This is a genomic window from Pontibacter sp. MBLB2868 (assembly GCF_051904785.1).
Classification (GTDB): domain Bacteria; phylum Bacteroidota; class Bacteroidia; order Cytophagales; family Hymenobacteraceae; genus Pontibacter.
The window spans coordinates 4,227,995-4,247,198 of record NZ_CP196710.1; the positions used below are offsets into that span (position 1 = coordinate 4,227,995).

A 19,204-nucleotide genomic window follows, 5' to 3' on the forward strand; every position below is an offset into this window, starting at 1 on the left:
GGTCTGATTTTTTGTTTTTAAGTAAATAGATAATATAAAACCCTGTGAGTGGTTTCCCGACCTCTTTTACCGAAAAACAAAAACAGCAATAGACGCCAAATACCGTAATATTTGATTTATGAAATTATCTGAATTTAAATTCGAGCTTCCGGAAGAACTTTTAGCCACACACCCCTCTGAGAACCGTGATGAGTCCCGGATGATGGTACTGCACCGAGAAACAGGTAAAATTGAGCACCGTGTGTTCAAGGATATCCTGGAGTATTTTGATGACGGCGATGTGATGGTGGTAAACGATACTAAGGTTTTCCCTGCCCGCCTTTATGGCAACAAAGAGAAAACCGGTGCTAAGATCGAAGTATTCCTGTTGCGTGAGCTGAACAAAGATATACACTTGTGGGATGTGCTGGTAGATCCGGCCCGTAAGATACGTGTAGGTAACAAGTTATACTTCGGTGACAGTGACCTGGTAGCTGAAGTAATTGATAACACTACTTCCCGTGGCCGTACCATTAAATTCTTGTTTGATGGCACTGATGAGGAGTTCTACAAAACAATAAACGATCTGGGCGAAACGCCATTGCCAAAGTATATCAAGCGTGAGGCAGAGCCGGAAGACAGAGAGCGTTACCAGACAGTGTATGCAAAGAACGTAGGGGCTGTGGCAGCACCAACGGCAGGCTTGCACTTCACGAAAGAGGTAATGAAGCGCCTGGAGATTAAGGGTGTGGATGTAACGCCAATCACACTGCACGTTGGCTTAGGTACTTTCCGCCCGGTAGATGTGGAAGACCTGACCAAGCATAAGATGGACTCTGAGAACTTTATGGTTCCTGCGGAGACTGCAGAGATGGTGAACAGTGCACTTGACAAGAAAAAGCGTGTATGTGCTATCGGAACCACTACTATGCGTGCCCTGGAGTCGTCTGTGTCAGCTAATGGCCGTCTGAAGGCAAACGAAGGCTGGACGGATCGTTTCATTTTCCCTCCGTATGATTTTAAAATTGCCAATGCGCTGGTGACTAACTTCCACATGCCGGAAAGCACCTTGCTAATGATGGCAGCTGCCTTTGGTGGTTATGACCTGGTAATGAAAGCTTACGAAGAGGCTGTTAAAGAGAAATACCGCTTCTTTAGCTACGGCGACGTAATGCTGATCCTGTAAGGTTAAAAGATAACACTGATATTAAAATGCCCCGACCATTCAGGTTGGGGCATTTTATTTTAACTTTGTGCTATGGCTCAACTCCCTGAATACGCAATTATTGTGGCCGGCGGCTCCGGTAGCCGAATGCAGCACAGCCAGCCTAAACAATTTATAGAGGTGGCCGGCAAACCTATTCTGATGCACACTATTGAGCGCTTCCATAAGTACAATGCCGGCATCAGGCTAATTGTAGTTTTGCCTCAGGAGCAGTTAACTACCTGGCGTGAGTTGTGCAAAAAGCACAGCTTTAAATTGTTTCATATGACGGTTCCAGGCGGAACAACACGTTTCGGTTCTGTAAAAAATGGTTTAGGCGCTGTAATGGGAGAGGGGCTTGTGGCTGTTCATGATGGTGTGAGGCCATTTGTGGCGGCTGAGACGATAAAAGCTGCCTTTAAAGCTGCTGCTGAACATGGAAGCGCGGTAGTAGCCGTATCGCCTAAAGATTCTATTCGGGAGCTAACGGAGGAGGGGAGCCGTGCAGTACCAAGAACGAAATATAAACTGGTACAGACACCACAGTGCTTCCAGGCAAGTATTCTTCGCAAAGCTTACGAGCAGCCGGAGCAGGAACATTTCACCGACGATGCTTCTGTGGTGGAAAGTGTAGGCGAACGAATCACGCTGGTAGAAGGCAGCTATCGGAACATCAAAATAACCACCCCCGAAGATCTTATACTTGCTGAGGCCTTTGCTAACACTGATCCTGATAAGCTATAGCACCGGCTGTCGGCCTGTTTCCAGAAAAGCCTGGTTCGCCTGCACCGTTTCTGCCGTAATAGGTTCTAAAACAGGCTCAGGTTTAGAAAGGTTAAGGAGGTATCCCTGCAGTGGCATCAGGTTATAGAGGTCATGCGTGATACAAAGTACTGTTTTGCCTTTTTCAATTGCCCAATCCTGCAGCAGGCTAAATACTTTGTTTTTGTAGTACACATCCAGTTGCTGCGTAGGTTCATCCAGCATTACAATATCAGCATCCTGCAGCATAAGTTGCGCAAGCCACACCAGTTGTTGCTCGCCACCAGAGAGAGTTGTAAAGTCATGATCGATGAGATGAGAAAGCTGCAGTTGCTCCAGCACCTGTGCCGCCTGCTCGTAATCTGCAGCGCCATAATCATCAAAAAAGCGCTTTTTCCGGAATAGACCCATCACCACCAGGTCGTGCACCTTTATCGGGAAGTTAATGATGTTCTTTTGCGGGAGGTACGAGAGAATCCCTTTTTCGGCAGGGTTGGCAAGGTGTTTCAGGTCCTGCCCCTGCACCAGCAGCTGCCCTTTATAAGCAATCTTTTGCTGAAAGGCTTTAAAGAACGTAGTTTTCCCAGCGCCATTATGGCCGATAATGGCAAAAAATGCAGGGGAAGGAATAGAAAAAGAAAGGTTGCGAATCAGGACCCTTTGGCCATAACCCGCAACCAAGTTCTTTACTTCAACGATCAAAGTCAGGTAAATTAAAAATTAGAAAACCAAAATTAGAAATGTGAGGAATAAGTCCATAAGCAATTTCTAACTTCTATTTCATAGTTTCTAATTCTTCTTAGTACTCGTCTTCGTTGAACATGAAATCCTCTTTTGTAGGATAGTCAGGCCAGATTTCTTCGATGTTCTCGTAAGGTTGTCCGTCGTCCTCAAGGGCTTGCAGGTTTTCTACAACTTCCATTGGGGCACCAGAGCGGATTGAAAAATCGATCAGCTCATCTTTAGTGGCTGGCCAGGGTGCATCCTCCAGGTATGAAGCTAATTCAAGTGTCCAGTACATAGTATTTTCTCCTTTAACTTATTGGCTAATTCAAATAGTTTGCAAAAGTATGAATAAATATAAAAACAAAAATTTTTGGCAATAAAAAATTGCTTTTTTTGTCTGTTTTTACCAACACAACGCAAATAAATAACAAATGTTCAAAATGGATAAACTTTTTTCATACAATTTTTAAGCCTCAATAACAGTAGCTGCAGGCGCATTTAAAAAGGCTAGCATAAAAAAGCGCCGGAAGTTAAACTTCCGGCGCCTGGTATTATAAAATATGACCAATATTGGCTGTTGCTTATTTGCTGATGGCACTTAACTGCCCTTTAAACATCTCAATCAGTTCTTTTTTAGTGTTGATCTTGCGGTTAAAGTTACGGATCTTGCCTTGGAGCATGCTACGGAAAGAATCACTGCCCGGGGAGTCGCTTAATTTACCAAGATTGCTTTCCAGCACCTCCAGCTCGCTTTTATCTGATTTTATGAAATCTTTTAGGGCGCTGATGCGGGCCTGCAAGCCATCCTCTTCCGATGGCACTTCGCCGGCTGCCTGCTGGCGCTTTCGGATATAATGTTCCAGGCTGCTCATCTCAAACACTTTGTCGCAGCCTTTAATAAAGCGCTCCCAGATCATGTCTGATACAGAAGGGTGCACAGGGCCAACTTTTTTCCATTCTGCCTGCAATTCCTTTGCACGCCGTACGGCATCGCCCAAGCTGTTTTGCTGTAGCAGCCTTTCAGCTTCGCTGGCCAGCTCTTTCTTGCGCTCAAAATTCTGCTCGTAATACTTCTCCTTCGACTCAGCCTTTTCGTTATTGATCTTTTGCTTCAGGCGGTCAAAAAAGTGGTTATGTGCGCGGCGGAACTCAGACCAAAGGTTGGTGGTAGTTTTGCGTGGCAGGTTGCCGCCCACTTCTTTCCACTGCTGCTGTAACTGCTTCAGCTTGGCAGTGGTTTCTTCCCAGTCTTCGGAGTTCTGCAGGGCTATAGACTTTTGTATAAGCTCTCTGTACCGCTCATACGTGCGGTTGAGCATGCGCTTCTTATCTTCGAAGTAGTTCTTCTTACGCTCAAAGAATTTGTCGATAGCTGCTCTGAAACGCTCTTCGATCTCGTCTGTAAGTTCTTTTTCAATAGGGCCGGTTTTTATCCAAGTAGAACGAAGCTCCTTTAGCATCTCGGTTGCTTCTTTCCATTCAATGCTTTCGCTGTGCGCTTCTGCCTGCCTTACCAGCTCGACTTTAATAGAGAGGTTCTTTTCGCGGTTTTGTTTGATCGTTTCGTTGATCTCTTCCTCAGCCTTGGTAAGCTGATGGTAGATTTTCTCAAAATCGCCTAAAGCATCGTAGTTGCCTACCTGCTCTTTCATGTGCAGCACCTTCATCAAAAAGGAGCCCTTGTTCTCAGAGGTTGCGATACGTTCTAACAGGTTATTTACTTTATCCTGGAACATTTCGAAACGCTTAGCAAAATATACCAGCGAATCATCTTCAGATTCTTTCACATCACCTACCTGTCTGGCAGGGTAGTTCATGAAGGGCTTCAGCCACACTTGCTGGTCCTGAATAAAGCCATACTTCTTGGCTTCTTCAAATAGGTCGTTGTTTTCCATGTTAATGGATCGGGTTTTGCGTCGAAAAATAGGGTAAGGCGATCATTTTAAAACTAACTTTAGCATACGCAGGTTCGTTTGTAGCGTTTGCACTTGCTCCATTCAATGAAAGGTAGAGCAGGGCAGCATACCCCTGAACATGGTGCTAAAGTAAGTCTGGACACACTTTACCCATACAGTTTTTTACAAGTTTAATGATTTCAAAGCAATTTTGTGAACCGTAAACACATGATTTTTTGCGATATTTGTAATTCATTCTAAAATAATTAGAGATAAGATAACCTGTGTACGCTGTCAGGCCCATCGGCTCGGAGTGGTAGTACAGGTTATAAGCATATATAATCGGAAAATTTTAATCTGAAGCATGAGTAACGAAACGATCATTTTCTCGATGGCTGGGGTAAGCAAAATTTACCCTCCCCAAAAACAAGTACTTAAAAATATTTACCTGTCTTTTTTCTATGGTGCCAAGATCGGCGTTCTGGGTCTTAACGGTTCCGGTAAGTCAAGCTTGCTCAAGATCATTGCAGGTGTAGATAAGCAAATTCAAGGCGAAGTGGTTTGGTCGCCGGGTTACTCTGTCGGGTACCTGGAGCAGGAGCCGCAGCTTGACCCTACCAAAACAGTTAGAGAGGTAGTGGAAGAAGGTGTGAGCGAGGTGGTGGCTTTGTTGAAGGAGTTTGACGAGATCAACATGAAGTTTGCAGAAGAAATGACAGACGATGAGATGAACAAGCTTATCGAGCGCCAGGGCGTGGTGCAGGAACAGCTGGATCACCATAATGCCTGGGAACTGGATAATCGTCTGGAGCGCGCTATGGATGCTTTGCGCACACCGCCCGAAGATGCTATCATCGGTAACCTGTCGGGTGGCGAGAAGCGCCGTGTGGCGCTTTGCCGCCTGTTGCTGCAGGAGCCGGACGTGTTGTTGCTGGATGAGCCTACCAACCACCTGGATGCAGAATCGGTAGACTGGCTGGAGCAGCACCTGCAGCACTACAAGGGTACTGTAATTGCCGTTACCCACGACCGTTACTTCCTGGATAATGTGGCTGGCTGGATCTTAGAACTTGACCGCGGCGAAGGTATTCCGTGGAAAGGGAACTACAGCAGCTGGTTAGAGCAGAAAGCTGACCGCCTGGCTAAAGAAGAGAAGACAGAGAGCAAGCGCCAGAAAACGTTACAGCGTGAGTTGGAGTGGGTTAAAATGGCGCCTAAAGCCCGTCATGCCAAATCTAAGGCGCGTATCAGCCAGTATGACAAGCTGGCCAGCGAAGATGCAGGCAAGAAAGAAGAGAAGCTGGAGCTGTTCATACCTGACGGGCCCCGCCTGGGCACACAGGTAGTAGAGGCACACCATGTAAGCAAAGCTTATGGCGATAAATTGCTTTTCGACGACTTAAACTTTTCACTACCTCAGGGTGGTATTGTAGGTATCATCGGCCCGAACGGTGCCGGTAAAACTACTTTATTTAAACTAATAACCGGGCAGGAGAAGCCAGATGCAGGTGAGTTTATAGTTGGTTCTACAGTGCAGATCTCGTATGTGGACCAGGAGCACGCCAACCTTGATCCTACCAAATCGGTGTTTGAGGTTATTTCAGGTGGCACAGAGCACATGATGATGGCTGGCCGACAGGTGGTATCCCGTGCTTATGTAAGTAAGTTCAACTTTTCGGGCGGCGACCAGGAGAAGAAGGTGGAGAAATTGTCGGGTGGTGAGCGTAACCGCGTGCACCTGGCCATGACGCTGAAAGAAGGCGGTAACCTGCTGTTACTCGATGAGCCTACCAACGACCTGGACGTAAACGCGATCCGTGCGCTGGAAGATGCCCTGGAAAACTTTGCCGGTTGCGCCGTGATCATTTCACACGACCGTTGGTTCCTGGACCGTATCTGTACCCACATCCTTGCTTTTGAAGGAGAGTCGCAGGTGTATTGGTTCGAGGGTAACTATACTGACTACGAAGAGAACAAGAAGAAACGCATGGGCGATGTTGAGCCTAAGCGTATCCGGTATAAGAAGCTGGTATAGTTTCAAAATAGCAATACCTGTTATCAGGAGTTTTCCTGATAACAGGTTCTAAAAAGCATAAAAGGCCGCACCAGTTAAGGTGCGGCCTTTTATGTTGTACACAGCCTTTGAGCTGCCACATGTCAGGGGTCGGGCGTACTTATGGGGTACATGAGATGAAAAATAATGGTCAGTTCATCTTTAACTTCCAAACCAAAAATAGATGGTCTCTTGATAGCATAATCCTCTAGCTTTATGATAAACTGGCCGTCTACCAACCTGTTGTTTTCTACCTGCTTTTGCTCTGCTGTCAGTTCTATCTCTTTGGTGATGCCATGGAAAGTAAGTTTACCCTCGATCTTTAATTGATTACCGGAGCTGGTAATGCGGGAGCTTTCAAACTGTATGTCCGGGTATTTCGCGGCCTCAGTTACTTTCCGCATACTTTTGTCGCGCGTTCTGTTGCCGCTGTCAAAGCTTTTTACTGGTACAGTAACACGCCCCGACACAATTTCTTTAGTGCTAGGATTAAGGATGATGCTGCTTTCAACTGCTTCACTAACCCCTTCCACTGTGTGAAATGGATGCTCCAGCACATACGTGATACTGCTCTTTGTCCTGATGTTTCGGACATCAGTTTGTGTAGCAGGGACTGCGGTTGTGGTGCTCATGTACATCAAAGCAATAAATCCGGCCCAGAAGCAAGTTTCAAAGTATAGCAGAAGCATACTAATATATACTCTTGCGCACGCAAAAAGTATCATTCTAAATTTAACCGGGCCAGGTTAGCGCATTAGCTAAGCAGGTGTTGTTTTATAAGAGGAGGAAGGGAGGGTGATGAAGCAAAATAAGGGTGATTGTTAAACCAAACTAATATAAAATTGCAGTCGTATACTACTAATAGCTAGATACTTAATGCCAAAGGGTTGATTTTTCATAACGTTTTAAAGTTTAAAGACATGAAAAAAATTTACCCCAGTAGCGAGGCTGTAGCCTATTGGATAATCGCAGCCTATTTTGCCCTTGTGAGTGCAGTTGCAGTAATAGCAACTTAAGTTAAATCAAAACCTCCCGGATAAGGTATTAGCCATACTTGGCAAACTTTATCCGGGAGGTTTTAAATTTTAGTTATAGTTGCAGGTCCTGCTTTACCTTTTCAAATTTTAACTCATCGAAGTGGAAGTCAGGATTATCTGAGTCGAGTCTCATTTGTGAAATGTTCCCATCTTCTCCTGCTATAAATCTAACATTGGTAGGGTGCAACAGTGCATAATCATTCTTCCAGTCCAGATTAAAGATATCGTGTTGCCAAAAAGTCAAGGTTCCTCCCAGGGTAGGTGCCGGTACAAGCTGTAATTCCAGTTTCCCGTTTCTTAACGTGACTGTGGCATCGCCATAAAGCTCGCTGTGGTAAGTGCCGGCATAGTCTGCCAGTGCACGGTCAGGTTGGTTTCTGGTCTTTTTCTCCTTTTCTTTCTTTGCCAGCTTAGGGGCGGCATCTTCCTGTTCTTTTTTAGCTTTTGCAATAGCATCAAGGGTAAACTGGCTCCAGTCACGGCCATTCTGCACATCCATAAACTGATCAATGGTGTAGTTGGCAATCGGGGCCATTATGCTGCTCATGCTGTTGGTAAGTATCACTACTCCCAGGTTTTCCTCAGGCACCAGCACTGTACGGCTGTTCATGCCTTCGTGGCCACCACCATGGTATACAAGCTTTCGCCCTTCATAATCGCTTACAAACCAGCCCAGGCCAGCGGCAGTAAAGTGTGTGGAAGGAGTAATTTCTTCAGCTTTTACAGAGATCGGAAATGGGTTATGCGCTGTCCACATGTTGCGGCTGGCAGCTTCGCTAAATATCTTTTTACCTTTATATGTGCCGTGGTTCAGTTGCAGGCGCATCCACTGTGCCTGCTGGCTAACGCTGGTAAATATACCTGCTGCCGGATTCCAGCTGTCCCAGGCGGTAAGGGTAGTGGCGTATGGTTTACCATTTTCATCAAAACCGTGTGGAGAGGCTACATTATTTATGCCCTTCAGCTCATTTACAGAAGTATAAGTGCGGTTCATGCCAAGGGGCTGCAGGAAAGTCTCCTTGATATAGTTTTCCCACGTTTTGCCGGTAACGTTTTCAATCACCTTGCCGGCAGTTATAAACATCAGGTTTGAGTAGCCATAGCCATCACGGAACCCGTAAGCCGGCTCCAGGTAGCGCATACGCTTGATGATCTCTTCGCGGCTGTAGGTGGTGTTGTACCACAACAGGTCCCCGCTGAAGGTTTGGAGCCCAACCCGGTGACTGAGCAGGTCCTCTATGGTCAGGTTCTCAGTTACAAACGGGTCGTAAAGCTGCAGATAAGGCACGTATTGTTTTACCTTGTCGGTCCATTTTATTTTACCGGCATCTACCAGTGTGGCAAGTGCAGCTGCTGTATAAGCTTTGGTGTTGGAGGCAATACCAAAAAGTGTGTTGGCATCTACTTTTCCGCCTGCTTTATTGTCCAGTACGCCGTAACCTTTAGCAAAAACAACAGAGTCATCTTTAACAATAGCTATGGCCATGCCCGGTACATTCCAATCTTTTAATGCCTTCTGGTAATAGGCATCCAGTTTGGAAATATCAACCCCGGATTTTGTTTGAGACTGTGCCTGAGAGGTGAAAAGCACAGTTAGGAGCAGCGCCAGCAGGAGCTGTAGCCGCAGGAATGACGTGTTTTTATTCATTTTTTAAGAAATAGCATTTTGATGATGCAGCAATATACTTATTTTTAACCTGACAGGGAAGCGCTGCCCACAGTACATCTCACTATACTTTTGTATCTTGCTGTACCTGAAAAAGCCTATGAAAAAGATGTGGAGGCGAAAAATAGACCCCGGTTTAGGGGAAGAGTTTAGCAGCCTGAACAAACGGCTGCTAAACAAGAATGGAACGTTCAATATTGTAAAGCGCGGCATCGAACCACGGCTTTATGATATATACCAGTACCTGAGCAACGTTTCTTTGGAACGACTTGCCTTGTTCATACTTGGGTTTTACCTCCTGATCAATCTTGTATTCGGGGTGCTGTACTTATTGTGCGGAGTTGAAAACCTGCATGGGGCAGATCCGAACCTTCCTCCCTTCCTGAACGCGTTCTTTTTTAGTGTCCAGACTTTTACCACAGTAGGGTATGGAGTGCTATCGCCGCATGGGATGGCTATGAACTTTATCGTGACGCTGGAGTCGCTTCTTGGTTGGGTCGGCTTTGCGATCATTACCGGAGTAGTGTTCAGCCGTTTCTCTAAGCCTAATGTACGTATCCTGTATAGCAACAACGCATTGATAACCCCCGTTGATGGTGGCCATGTTCTACAGTTCCGGCTAGCTAATAAGCGGAACAACATGCTGATGGAGATGGAGGCGAAGGTGCTACTGATGGTGCAGGACGTAACGTATGAGCGCAACTACTATCACCTGAAACTGGAGCAGGCCTCACAGCATTTCTTCCCGCTTAGCTGGACGATTGAGCACCGGATCGATAAGGATAGTCCGCTCTACAACGTAACACCAGCGCAGCTGAGAGAGCAGCGGGCCGAGGTGCTCGTACTGATCAAAGGCTACGACGAAGCATTCGGGCATCACATCAATTCCCGGTTTTCTTACCGCTACGATGAATTACTCTGGGGCGCCCGGTTTAAGAGAGCATACGATACAGATGAATCCGGGGAGGTAGTATTTAACCTACTTAAGCTGCATGAAACGGAGCAAGTAGAGGGGGAGCCAGCTACATGAGCATTGCTTACCTCCAGCATCATGCAATAGATAAAATCCAATGGGATGCATTGATCACGCAGTCGCCGGAGGGGCAAGTGTATGCTTTGTCGTGGTACCTGGATGTGGTGTCGCCGGCTTGGGAGGCAGTGGTGCAGTTAGATGAGGAAGGAAAGTATAGGATAGTGATGCCTGTGCCGTGGCTCAAGAAACTAGGTGTACGCTATATACAGCAGCCCCTGTTCTGCCAGCAGTTAGGCGTTTACAGCATCAACGGAAGTATAGCAGAAGCCGTATATAACAGTTTTATAAAGGAGCTGGAGCATCGGTTTCGCTACGTTACGGGCTACCAGTTTAACACCAGCAATAAGTTGCCGGCAGCACCACAGCAGGAGCATACTTTTACACTTTACCTGCATCTGAACAAACCCTACGAGCAGTTGCAGCAGCGTTATACCCGCGACAGAAAGCAAAACCTGAAGAGGGCACAGAAGGCAGGGCTGCGGATTATAGAAAGCGAAGATATGGAGCCACTGATAACCTTTTTCAGAACAGAAACTGCTGGCCGGATCTATGGTGGCGTTTCGGAAGAAGCTTACGCTCAGCTTCGGGAGCTGTATGCAGCGCTTAAAACAAGAGGGCTTGCAAGGCTCTACTATACACTTGATCAGCAAGAACGAAAGAATGCAGGCTGCCTTTTTATAATATGGCGAAACAGGATCGTGTATATCTTTAATGCTGCAGCTGGGCACGGGCGAAAACAGAATGGCCGGACACTTATGCTGGACCATGTGATCAGGGAGTACTCTAACCAAGAGTTTATACTTGATTTTGAAAGCCCCGATGAATCTGAGCCGGACATAGTAAATTTCTACAGAAGTTTTGGCGCTGAGGCCATGCCTATACCTGTGTTAAAGTATAACCACTTACCCCAAAGTATAAAGCTGGTGCGGGAGGTTAGGATGAGGCTGGTACAGAGGTTGAAAGGCAAGTAAATTCGGGCTCTTACAGATCACCTTCCTCGCGTGGTTTATGCGGTCCTGTTTCGTACGCTTTCTTTTCCATCTCAAGGCGGTGCAATTCTTCCGGCGACAATGTGCTGGAAAGAGTGCCCAGGTTAGGCTGGCCCGCATCTACCCAGGCGGTGTACCAGTAACTGGCCGTGGCAAGAATGGCTGTGCGCATCTGCCGCTCCACCTGTCCCCTTAACCTGTTGCTATAAGCCTGCGAGAAGTCACGTGAATAGACACGGGTGGTCAAGTTGTTTCGCACCTCAAAGCCATACTTCTTTTCCTCGTCAAACCCCAGGGTTAGCTCTCGCTCAAAGTATAAAACTGAGTCGAGACCCAGATGAGAATCCGTTACCAGTTGCCATGCCTTTAGCTGTGGGTGCTCCAGGTACTGCGCCTGGCCAACAAAGAAATCATAGTGATCGGAGAAGAGCTCCGGCAGCCGGGTTTCCCAGAAGGCGTGTATGCCGCGCTGGCCGGTTAGCTGTCCGTTGTAGTTCTGGGTAGTGTGTAGCGGCACGCAGGCATCTGCTATATAATGGCCGATCTCGGTGCTAAGGCGCAGGATTTTATCCAGGTTCCGTTCTTTAAAGGCCTGCGTGAGCTGATACTTCATAAAGTTGATATGCCAGGGCACGATGCCATAAGCCATCAGTGTATCTTCAGTATACTGCTCTACCGCCTGCTGCCAGAACCGGGGCAGTTTATACAACGCGCTGTCGCCGTACACGTCCAGATCGATGTAATGACGCGGGGCCTCGTTGGCTACGGCATAGCGGCGCTTGTCCGGGTTAACAGCATTCTCGGTGATGTAGCGGATGTGCTTTTTATAGAATCCCACCATCTCGGGAGGCAAGGCAAACACAGCCAGCCTGTTAATGCGCTGATGCGCAAAGAAGCCCCAGCTGTATCCGCAGAATGGAAGCAGAAGGAAGATCAGAAAGAGTACAACGCTGCGCGATTTAGCCATACAGCGGTGTACGTGTTTTGAAAGCCGGTGATTATATCAAGGCTTTATTAGGAAGAGCATTCCTAAAACAGGTCGGCTAAAGGAGGTATAAGCGCAGGGTTAGAAATTCATAAGGAGAGGGAAATGAAATTGTAAAACCTTCGTATATCGTTATCTTTGTATACCATTGTCTCCATTTTTAATAAGCTATAACTACTCGGATGGATACCCTTGATTTCTTCAATAATGTACCGGAAAACATCGTCATCATATCACCGGAGCATAAAATACTGGCAGCAACAAACGCTTACCTGAAAACAACCGGCCGTAAACGTGAAGATATAATCGGCTTGATATTCCTGCTGGAGGCTTTCCCGAACGAAGAGGTGCCTTACGAAGAAAACCCGGTGAAGATATCCATAGACAAAGCCATCCAAACAAAGCAGGTAGATTACCTGGATGTGATTCGCTACGATATAGCAAAGCCGGCAGAAGAGGGAGGAGGCTTCAGTGAACGTTACTGGGAAGCTTCCCATACGCCGGTTTTGGATGAAAAAGGCAATGTGAAGTATGTTATTCAGAATACGCACGATGTAACAGAAAGGGAGAGGGCAAGAATGGCGCAGGCAATCACCGAGGAGAAATTTAAGTTCCTGACAGATGCCGTTCCGCAGCTGATATTCATGCTGGATGCTGAGGGTAATGTTACGTACCTGAACAAGCGCTGGACAGACTATACAGGTCTGCCAGTGGAAGAGGCGCTGCGGGATGCGGGATGGGAGCATGTTATTCACCCGGATGATCTGCCTGTTGTAAAGCGGAAAATGGGTGAGATGATCCCCAAAGGGGAAGAGTACCAGTTAGAGGTGCGTATCCGGAATAAGTATGGTATGTACAGGTGGTTCCTTACTAAAGGCCTCCCGCTAAAGGATAAAGATGGCAATGTGATCCTGTGGGTGGGTAGCTCTTCGGATATCCAGGATGCCAAACAGCTGGCGGAGGAGTTGCTGGAAAGTAATGAGCACATGTCAGTGTTAGCAGACCAGGTGCAGCAGGCCTATAGCAAGGCTGAGGCAGAGCGCCGCACACTGGAACGTTTAATTATGAAAGCTCCTGTTTTCTTCTGTATCCTGAAGGGGCCTGAGCATCGCTTTGAGTTAGTAAATGATAAGTATAAGCAACTGCTGCCGCAAAAGGAGTTACTTGGTAAAACCGTTGCGGAAGTGCTGCCGGAGATAATTGAGCAGGGCTTTCTGAAAACTTTGGATGAAGTGTATACCACGGGAAAAGAGTTTGTGGCTGAAGGTATACCCGTTAAGCTAGACCGCTTTAACACAGGAGAACTAGAGGAGATGCACCTCACCTTTATCTACCAAGCAATTTATGATGAGCAGCAGCAGATTAATGGCATTATGGTCTGCGGGTATGACTTAACTGGTATGTCCGAAAATAAGAATGCCTAATCCCTATCATCAAAAGCTAAGTTATTAAGCCCCCCTTAATTAGATAATGAACCAAGCCCAGGTAGATTTCCAGCAACTTCGGATTAAACATATCCTGTTTAAGTCAAAGGTGCGGTCTGTGCTCTACGGAGGGGAAAAAGATGAGACTTTTTTCTCACGTAGCGGGCCAGTGAATGCATGGTTCAGCTTGATAGGCAGAAGCAGGTATGGCAGCATATCTGAGATGCAGGAGCTTGCACGGGTGCAACAGGACTTGGATTCTACTGCCGACCAATTGTTTCGCCTTTACAAGAACGGACATATTGAGCAGGCCATGGCAGGGCTACAGCAACTAGAAGAACGGTCTGGCAAGTTCCTGGAGCTCTTAGGTAAGTTGGAGGAGAAGGCATCAGCACATGGGGAGTTGTAGCGGCCAGTTACACGTTTTTAAAATCAAACATTCATACAGCAACACTTATTCTGGGGCACCTGCTATTACAACTGTTTTGATGGATCACGGGTATTCACACTTATTAAGCTGAAGCGTGAAGTAATCTGATTCTGAAAAAACAATGGCATGAGCAAAAAGTCTGAGGCGATGAGTTTTAATGCCACCTGGTCTATGGCTGTGGGTGGCATGGTGGGAGGAGGTATTTTTTCTGTGCTGGGTGTGGTGATCGAAACTGCTGGCCAGTGGGCCTGGCTAAGTTTTACCATTGCCGGACTCATTGCTTTGATCTCTGCGCATAGTTACAGCCAACTATCTCTTAAGTACGAGCAAAGCGGCGGGGCTTTTACCTTTCTGAATGACATCAACCACGAAGGTTTAGCAGGCAGTTTATCCTGGGTGCTGATCTTAGGTTATATCCTGACCATTTCAGTTTACGCATTTACTTTTGGCCACTATGTAGCCCATGTGTTTAACATGGGAAACTGGTTGCCGAGGGTGCTTGCATTTTCCATCATTGCTGCGCTTACTTTTGTTAACCTCAGAGGAGTGGGAGATGCTTCTAAGGTAGAGATCATTACTGTTTGGGGAAAGCTGTTCGTGCTCCTGGGCCTGGCATTGTTCGGGATAGTGCAGTGGAGCCCGGAGCAGTTATCGGCAGGTGTTTCAGAAAAACCCTGGTATACGGCGATCATTGGGGCAGCTACTATCTTTATGGCCTACGAGGGCTTTCAGCTGCTGTCGTATGATTATGATGACATTAACAATCCGAAGAAGACCTTGCCCAAGGCTACCATTTCAGCAGTGATCGCGGTTATCTTTATTTATATTCTAGTTGCTTTGGGTGCTGCTATGTTGGTGGGTGCAGGAACAATTGTAGCGCAAAAAGAAGTCGCCTTGTCAGTTGCCGGTAAGCAGGCTCTGGGCACTGCAGGCTTGGTGCTGGTTACAATTGCAGCCGCCTTTTCTACGGGCTCAGCCATTAATGCCACACTGTTCTCCACGGGCAGGCTCATGGAAACAGTTGCCAAAAAGAAAGACCTGCCTCCGTCATTAGCCAAAGAGAATAAGTCGCACATCCCTTATTACGCCATTATGATCATTGCAGGGCTTGCCGCAGCACTGGCTGCTGTCGGTTCGCTGGGCACCTTGGTTGATGCAGCCAGCCTGATCTTTCTGATCACATTCGGGACTGTTAACTTTATAGCTTACCAGCAAAAAGTAAAGTATAGGTTAGTTTGCCTTGCCGGCACTTTCGGATGTATGATTGCCATCGTGTTATCGGCTTACAAGCAAGTGCAGACAAAGCCGATACCGCTGGCTGTTATTGTGGCACTCATCCTGATAGCGGTAGTAGGGCGACCTTACATCTTAAAAAAGATGAACCGTTGAGCCGGGTACCATTACCTATTCCTGCTGTGGCTTTGCTCAATTAACGTCTCTTAGAGGAAGACAACAACACAAAAACATTAATTGCTCCGGCAGGCAGTGTTGCCGGTGAGTTAATGTATAGGCAGCTTTTCTTGGAGTACCGTCGGGAGTTCCATATCCGGCATACTACCCAGCAGCGACAGGGCATGCTTTGCCAGTTCTCTTGGTATTTGGCCGGTTAAGTGTTTGAACCTGCCGCCGTTATCCGGGAACACATCAAAAATGCCATACTCGTTGTTGTCTAGCTTTATGGCAAACCAGGCTGTTGTGTCAGGTTCGTTTCGTGCCAGTGCCTCTGCCTCGGCTAAGAACCGTTCTACTTCCTGGTTGTGCCCCTCCTTTGCCTTAAAGGTCAGCAAGACAGCTTTGGTGTCTGGTTGTGGGGTTACGGTAGTAGGGAGCTTTCTTGCAAAAACATCCAGCCGCTGAATTTTTGGAGGTTCTGAAAACAATGTGTTGATCTGCTGCGTGAGTATTTTTGCCACCGAGCCTTGCAAATGCTCTTCCCGTGCTTCTTCCGTTTCAAACACATCAAAGATGCCATACTCTGATTTCCCGAATCGGATAGCAAACCAGGCAATTGTATTTACCTCCTGCTGAATCATTGGGAGGGCTGACCGGAAAAATGTTTCCACTTCGGCATCCTTACCTGACTTTACTTCAAGTCTAACCAGTAAACCTTTACTTACCATAGCTAATCTCTTTTGATGTGTTATACAATTCTTCCCGCCTGCAGGGGGTATTTAGGTATCGGTTTTGTAAACGGCATGCTTCTTAATTAGTTATGGATGAAAACAGGCGCTAAAGGTAAAGGTTGATATTTCAGACTTAGCTTGAAGTATAGGTGTATAATATTTAGCCCTGCTGAAGTATAATTTTTTAGTGCTGAAATCAGTTATCATATAGTTAGAAAGCTATACTTACTATGAAACTAAAATTCTGGAAGAAAGAAGCTGTAAAAAAGAAGAGCGTTGCCCGTGAGTGGGGTGATGCTGTTATGTTCGCAGTGGTGGCAGCTACTATTATCCGATGGGCAACTTTTGAGGCCTACGCCATCCCGACATCTTCTATGGAGAAGTCGTTGCTGGTAGGCGATTACCTGTTTGTGAGTAAGCTTCATTACGGGCCGCGCACGCCAAGTACCCCGCTGCAGTTGCCACTTACACACCAAACCATCTGGGGTACTGATATAGCTTCTTATTCCGATGCTATTCGGCTTCCTTCTTTTCGTTTTCCCGGTTTTTCAGAGGTAAAACACAACGATGCGGTGGTGTTTCACTATCCTGCTGAAGATAATCACCCGACTGACCTGAAGACATATTATATCAAGCGTTGCGTAGGCTTGGCAGGAGATACGCTTAAGATCCGGGAAGGACAAGTATACATCAACGGCAAAGTAGCCGAGAACCCGAGGGAGAGGCAATTTGAATATTTCGTTTCAACGGACAGGGTGCTGAATAATGATTTTTTTAAGCAGCGCGATATTACAGAAGCCTATGGTGCACAAGGGGGCTATGTTGTTTTTACGTCACCGGCAAAAGCGAAGCAACTGGCAGCACTGGAGTTTATAAATGAGGTAGCATTAAGCAAGCATGAACCCGGAGTAGCGGAGGCAGATGTTTTTCCGCAGGCCCCGACAGTGTATAAATGGAACCGGGACAACTACGGCCCGCTGTACATTCCTAAGCAAGGAGCAACTGTTGCTATTAATGCAAAAACACTTCCGCTTTACAAACGGCTTATACTTGCTTATGAGCACAACGAAAATGCGGCAGTGCACGACGGCAAGTTGTTTATTGATGGTAAAGAGGTTAACAAATATACTTTTAAACAAGACTACTATTTTATGATGGGGGATAACCGCCATAATTCACTGGACTCCCGCTACTGGGGTTTTGTGCCTGAAGACCATATGGTAGGGAAGGCGGTTTTTGTATGGATGTCTGTTGACCCGGAGGCAGGCTTGTTTGACAAGGTGCGCTGGAACAGGTTATTCAGTGTAATTGAGTGATAATGCAGGAGAGGCCTTGAACCTGTGCTTAGAAGTACTAACTTGTAAGTCTCAATTTAAACTTATCATCCTATACAAATTATGGCAACAATTTCTCCGTACCTAACCTTTAAAGGCAACTGCGAAGAGGCTTTCAACTTTTACAGATCTGTTTTTGGCGGCGACTTTCCTTATGTAGGTCGTTTTAAAGATATGCCTTCCGAAACACCAATCCCTGAAGCTGAAGGAAATAAAATAATGCACATTTCTTTACCTATCAGCAAAGAGACTGTTCTGATGGGAAGCGACTCTTCGGAGGCGTTTGGTCATGCAACAGTAATCGGGAACAACTTTTCAATCTCGATCAATGCTGAAAGCGAAGAAGAGGCAACTAAACTGTTCAATGGACTTTCGGAGGGAGGCAAAGTAACGATGCCGTTAAATAAGACCTTTTGGGGAGCCTTGTTCGGTATGTTCACTGATAAATATGATATTCAGTGGATGGTTAACTTCGATTACGAACAGAAACACTAATAAAGTTAAAAAGGCCTGCTACACTCTGTAGCAGGCCTTTTTAACTTTAAAGAAATAAGATAAGGCTTAGCGCTTCTTTGCCAGAGCCGGGAATTTCATTTTATAATCGGCATCTACTTCGCCTTTAGATATCTTGTTTAGCTTATTCTTGATCAGGCGCTTTTTCAGCCCGTTCAGGTGGTCCGTGAAAAGTATACCTTCAATGTGGTCGTACTCGTGCTGGATCACACGGGCAGTCATGCCATCGTAGGTATCTTCATGCTCATTCCACTCTTCATCAAAGTATCGGATAACGATGCGCTCCGGGCGATAAACTACTTCACGTACACCAGGTATACTTAGGCAGCCTTCCTCAAAACCCCACTCTTCACCGGTTTCGTCGATGATCTCCGGGTTGATAAATGCTTTCTTCACACCCTTGCCTTCATCGCCCTCATCCATCATTGGTTCGGAATCAATAACAAACAGCCGGATGCTCTTGCTGATTTGCGGAGCTGCCAGACCAACGCCGTGGGCATGGTACATGGTGGCAAACATATCATCGATCAGTTCCTGCAGGTTCGGGTAGTCCTGCGGAATGTCCTGCGCTTCTTCTTTTAAAACTGGATCGCCGTACGCGGTAATCGGGTAAATCATATAGTTCTGCTTTCTAAATACGATTGTAAAATGATGGCTGCGCTCACCCGGTCAACAGTGGCTTTATCCTGGCGGTCTTTCTTTTTTAGTCCACCGGCCAGCATGGCAGCCTGTGCCATTTTAGAGGTAAAGCGCTCATCCACTAAGTGCACCGGAATACCGGGGAATGCCTTTTGCAGGGTACGATGGAAACCCACCACATGCTGCGTTGCCTGGGTATCCTCCCCTGACAGGCGGCGCGGCATACCCAGCACAAATGCCTCTACGGGTTCACGTTGCACATAGTCCTTCAGGTATGCTAACACATCTTTGGCATGAACGGTTTCTAAAGGGTTCGCGATTATCTGCAGCACATCTGTTGCTGCCAGCCCCACGCGCTTCGTACCGTAATCTATTGCTACTATCCTGCCCATTGTATTTGCATTGCACTACA

General features: G+C 46.6%; 19 protein-coding genes. 10 read left to right on the top strand and 9 right to left on the bottom strand.

Annotated elements, in window-relative coordinates:
- Positions 1–118 precede the first annotated feature (118 nt).
- Both queA and ACSX1A_RS18060 read left to right on the top strand, forming a co-directional pair.
- Positions 119–1,165 (top strand): tRNA preQ1(34) S-adenosylmethionine ribosyltransferase-isomerase QueA, encoded by a 1,047-nt coding sequence (gene queA, locus ACSX1A_RS18055; protein ID WP_439881037.1) that lies wholly within the window; start codon positions 119–121, stop codon positions 1,163–1,165.
- A 72-nt stretch (positions 1,166–1,237) separates the two neighbouring features.
- Positions 1,238–1,927, top strand: a complete 690-nt coding sequence (locus ACSX1A_RS18060; protein ID WP_439881038.1) for a 2-C-methyl-D-erythritol 4-phosphate cytidylyltransferase — start codon at positions 1,238–1,240, stop codon at positions 1,925–1,927.
- Here ACSX1A_RS18060 and ACSX1A_RS18065 read toward each other — a convergent pair.
- The 3 genes from ACSX1A_RS18065 to ACSX1A_RS18075 all read right to left on the bottom strand — a co-directional run bounded on the left by ACSX1A_RS18065 (position 1,922) and on the right by ACSX1A_RS18075 (position 4,566).
- On the bottom strand, positions 1,922–2,647 hold the full coding sequence (locus tag ACSX1A_RS18065; RefSeq protein ID WP_439881039.1) for an ABC transporter ATP-binding protein: 726 nt from the start codon (positions 2,645–2,647) through the stop codon (positions 1,922–1,924). The two genes, ACSX1A_RS18060 and ACSX1A_RS18065, sit on opposite strands and share 6 nt — an antisense overlap.
- Before the next feature lie 97 nt (positions 2,648–2,744).
- Positions 2,745–2,966 carry a DUF2795 domain-containing protein gene (locus ACSX1A_RS18070; RefSeq protein WP_025608825.1) on the bottom strand — a complete coding sequence of 74 codons (222 nt, stop codon included), beginning with the start codon at positions 2,964–2,966 and terminating at the stop codon, positions 2,745–2,747.
- 286 nt (positions 2,967–3,252) lie between these two features.
- Positions 3,253–4,566, bottom strand: coding sequence for a DUF349 domain-containing protein (locus ACSX1A_RS18075; protein WP_439881040.1), 1,314 nt, complete (start codon positions 4,564–4,566; stop codon positions 3,253–3,255).
- A 364-nt stretch (positions 4,567–4,930) separates the two neighbouring features.
- Here ACSX1A_RS18075 and ettA point away from each other — a divergent pair, with 364 nt between their 5' ends.
- The gene (ettA, locus tag ACSX1A_RS18080; RefSeq protein ID WP_439881041.1) at positions 4,931–6,601 is read left to right on the top strand and encodes an energy-dependent translational throttle protein EttA; all 1,671 of its coding nucleotides are present in this window, start codon (positions 4,931–4,933) and stop codon (positions 6,599–6,601) included.
- A gap of 122 nt (positions 6,602–6,723) precedes the next feature.
- On the opposite strand, the gene ACSX1A_RS18085 is transcribed toward ettA, so the two are convergent.
- Together ACSX1A_RS18085 and ACSX1A_RS18090 are read right to left on the bottom strand one after the other, a co-directional pair.
- The gene (locus tag ACSX1A_RS18085) at positions 6,724–7,251 is read right to left on the bottom strand and encodes a YceI family protein (RefSeq protein WP_439881042.1); all 528 of its coding nucleotides are present in this window, start codon (positions 7,249–7,251) and stop codon (positions 6,724–6,726) included.
- Between the two features lie 457 nt (positions 7,252–7,708).
- Entirely contained in the window at positions 7,709–9,304 is a 1,596-nt protein-coding gene (locus ACSX1A_RS18090) for a serine hydrolase (RefSeq protein WP_439881043.1), read from the bottom strand.
- Positions 9,305–9,422: 118 nt separating this feature from the next.
- On the opposite strand from ACSX1A_RS18090, the gene ACSX1A_RS18095 reads away from it, so the two are divergent.
- Together ACSX1A_RS18095 and ACSX1A_RS18100 are read left to right on the top strand one after the other, a co-directional pair.
- Positions 9,423–10,352: an ion channel gene (locus ACSX1A_RS18095; RefSeq protein ID WP_439881044.1), complete on the top strand. Its 930-nt coding sequence runs from the start codon at positions 9,423–9,425 to the stop codon at positions 10,350–10,352.
- Positions 10,349–11,326, top strand: a complete 978-nt coding sequence (locus ACSX1A_RS18100) for a GNAT family N-acetyltransferase (protein ID WP_439881045.1) — start codon at positions 10,349–10,351, stop codon at positions 11,324–11,326. The genes ACSX1A_RS18095 and ACSX1A_RS18100 overlap by 4 nt, the downstream gene beginning before the upstream one ends.
- Before the next feature lie 10 nt (positions 11,327–11,336).
- Here ACSX1A_RS18100 and ACSX1A_RS18105 read toward each other — a convergent pair whose 3' ends face one another.
- Positions 11,337–12,311 (bottom strand): zinc dependent phospholipase C family protein, encoded by a 975-nt coding sequence (locus tag ACSX1A_RS18105; RefSeq protein ID WP_439881046.1) that lies wholly within the window; start codon positions 12,309–12,311, stop codon positions 11,337–11,339.
- A 200-nt stretch (positions 12,312–12,511) separates the two neighbouring features.
- On the opposite strand from ACSX1A_RS18105, the gene ACSX1A_RS18110 reads away from it, so the two are divergent.
- The 3 genes from ACSX1A_RS18110 (at position 12,512) to ACSX1A_RS18120 (ending at position 15,572) form a co-directional block, all read left to right on the top strand.
- The gene (locus tag ACSX1A_RS18110; RefSeq protein ID WP_439881047.1) at positions 12,512–13,753 is read left to right on the top strand and encodes a PAS domain-containing protein; all 1,242 of its coding nucleotides are present in this window, start codon (positions 12,512–12,514) and stop codon (positions 13,751–13,753) included.
- A 46-nt stretch (positions 13,754–13,799) separates the two neighbouring features.
- The gene (locus ACSX1A_RS18115) at positions 13,800–14,162 is read left to right on the top strand and encodes a histidine kinase (protein WP_439881048.1); all 363 of its coding nucleotides are present in this window, start codon (positions 13,800–13,802) and stop codon (positions 14,160–14,162) included.
- Positions 14,163–14,309: 147 nt separating this feature from the next.
- Positions 14,310–15,572, top strand: a complete 1,263-nt coding sequence (locus ACSX1A_RS18120) for an APC family permease (RefSeq protein ID WP_439881049.1) — start codon at positions 14,310–14,312, stop codon at positions 15,570–15,572.
- Positions 15,573–15,682: 110 nt separating this feature from the next.
- Here ACSX1A_RS18120 and ACSX1A_RS18125 read toward each other — a convergent pair whose 3' ends face one another.
- Positions 15,683–16,303, bottom strand: a complete 621-nt coding sequence (locus tag ACSX1A_RS18125; RefSeq protein ID WP_439881050.1) for a putative quinol monooxygenase — start codon at positions 16,301–16,303, stop codon at positions 15,683–15,685.
- Between the two features lie 233 nt (positions 16,304–16,536).
- Between ACSX1A_RS18125 and lepB the strand changes: the two genes are divergently transcribed.
- Both lepB and ACSX1A_RS18135 read left to right on the top strand, forming a co-directional pair.
- Positions 16,537–17,622, top strand: coding sequence for a signal peptidase I (lepB, locus tag ACSX1A_RS18130; protein WP_439881051.1), 1,086 nt, complete (start codon positions 16,537–16,539; stop codon positions 17,620–17,622).
- A gap of 81 nt (positions 17,623–17,703) precedes the next feature.
- Entirely contained in the window at positions 17,704–18,135 is a 432-nt protein-coding gene (locus tag ACSX1A_RS18135; RefSeq protein WP_439881052.1) for a VOC family protein, read from the top strand.
- A 66-nt stretch (positions 18,136–18,201) separates the two neighbouring features.
- Here the strand turns inward: ACSX1A_RS18135 and def are convergent, their stop codons facing one another.
- Both def and ruvX read right to left on the bottom strand, forming a co-directional pair.
- Positions 18,202–18,771, bottom strand: coding sequence for a peptide deformylase (gene def, locus ACSX1A_RS18140; protein ID WP_439881053.1), 570 nt, complete (start codon positions 18,769–18,771; stop codon positions 18,202–18,204).
- Positions 18,768–19,184, bottom strand: a complete 417-nt coding sequence (gene ruvX, locus ACSX1A_RS18145; RefSeq protein ID WP_439881054.1) for a Holliday junction resolvase RuvX — start codon at positions 19,182–19,184, stop codon at positions 18,768–18,770. The genes def and ruvX overlap by 4 nt, the downstream gene beginning before the upstream one ends.
- Between the last annotated feature and the right edge of the window lie 20 nt (positions 19,185–19,204).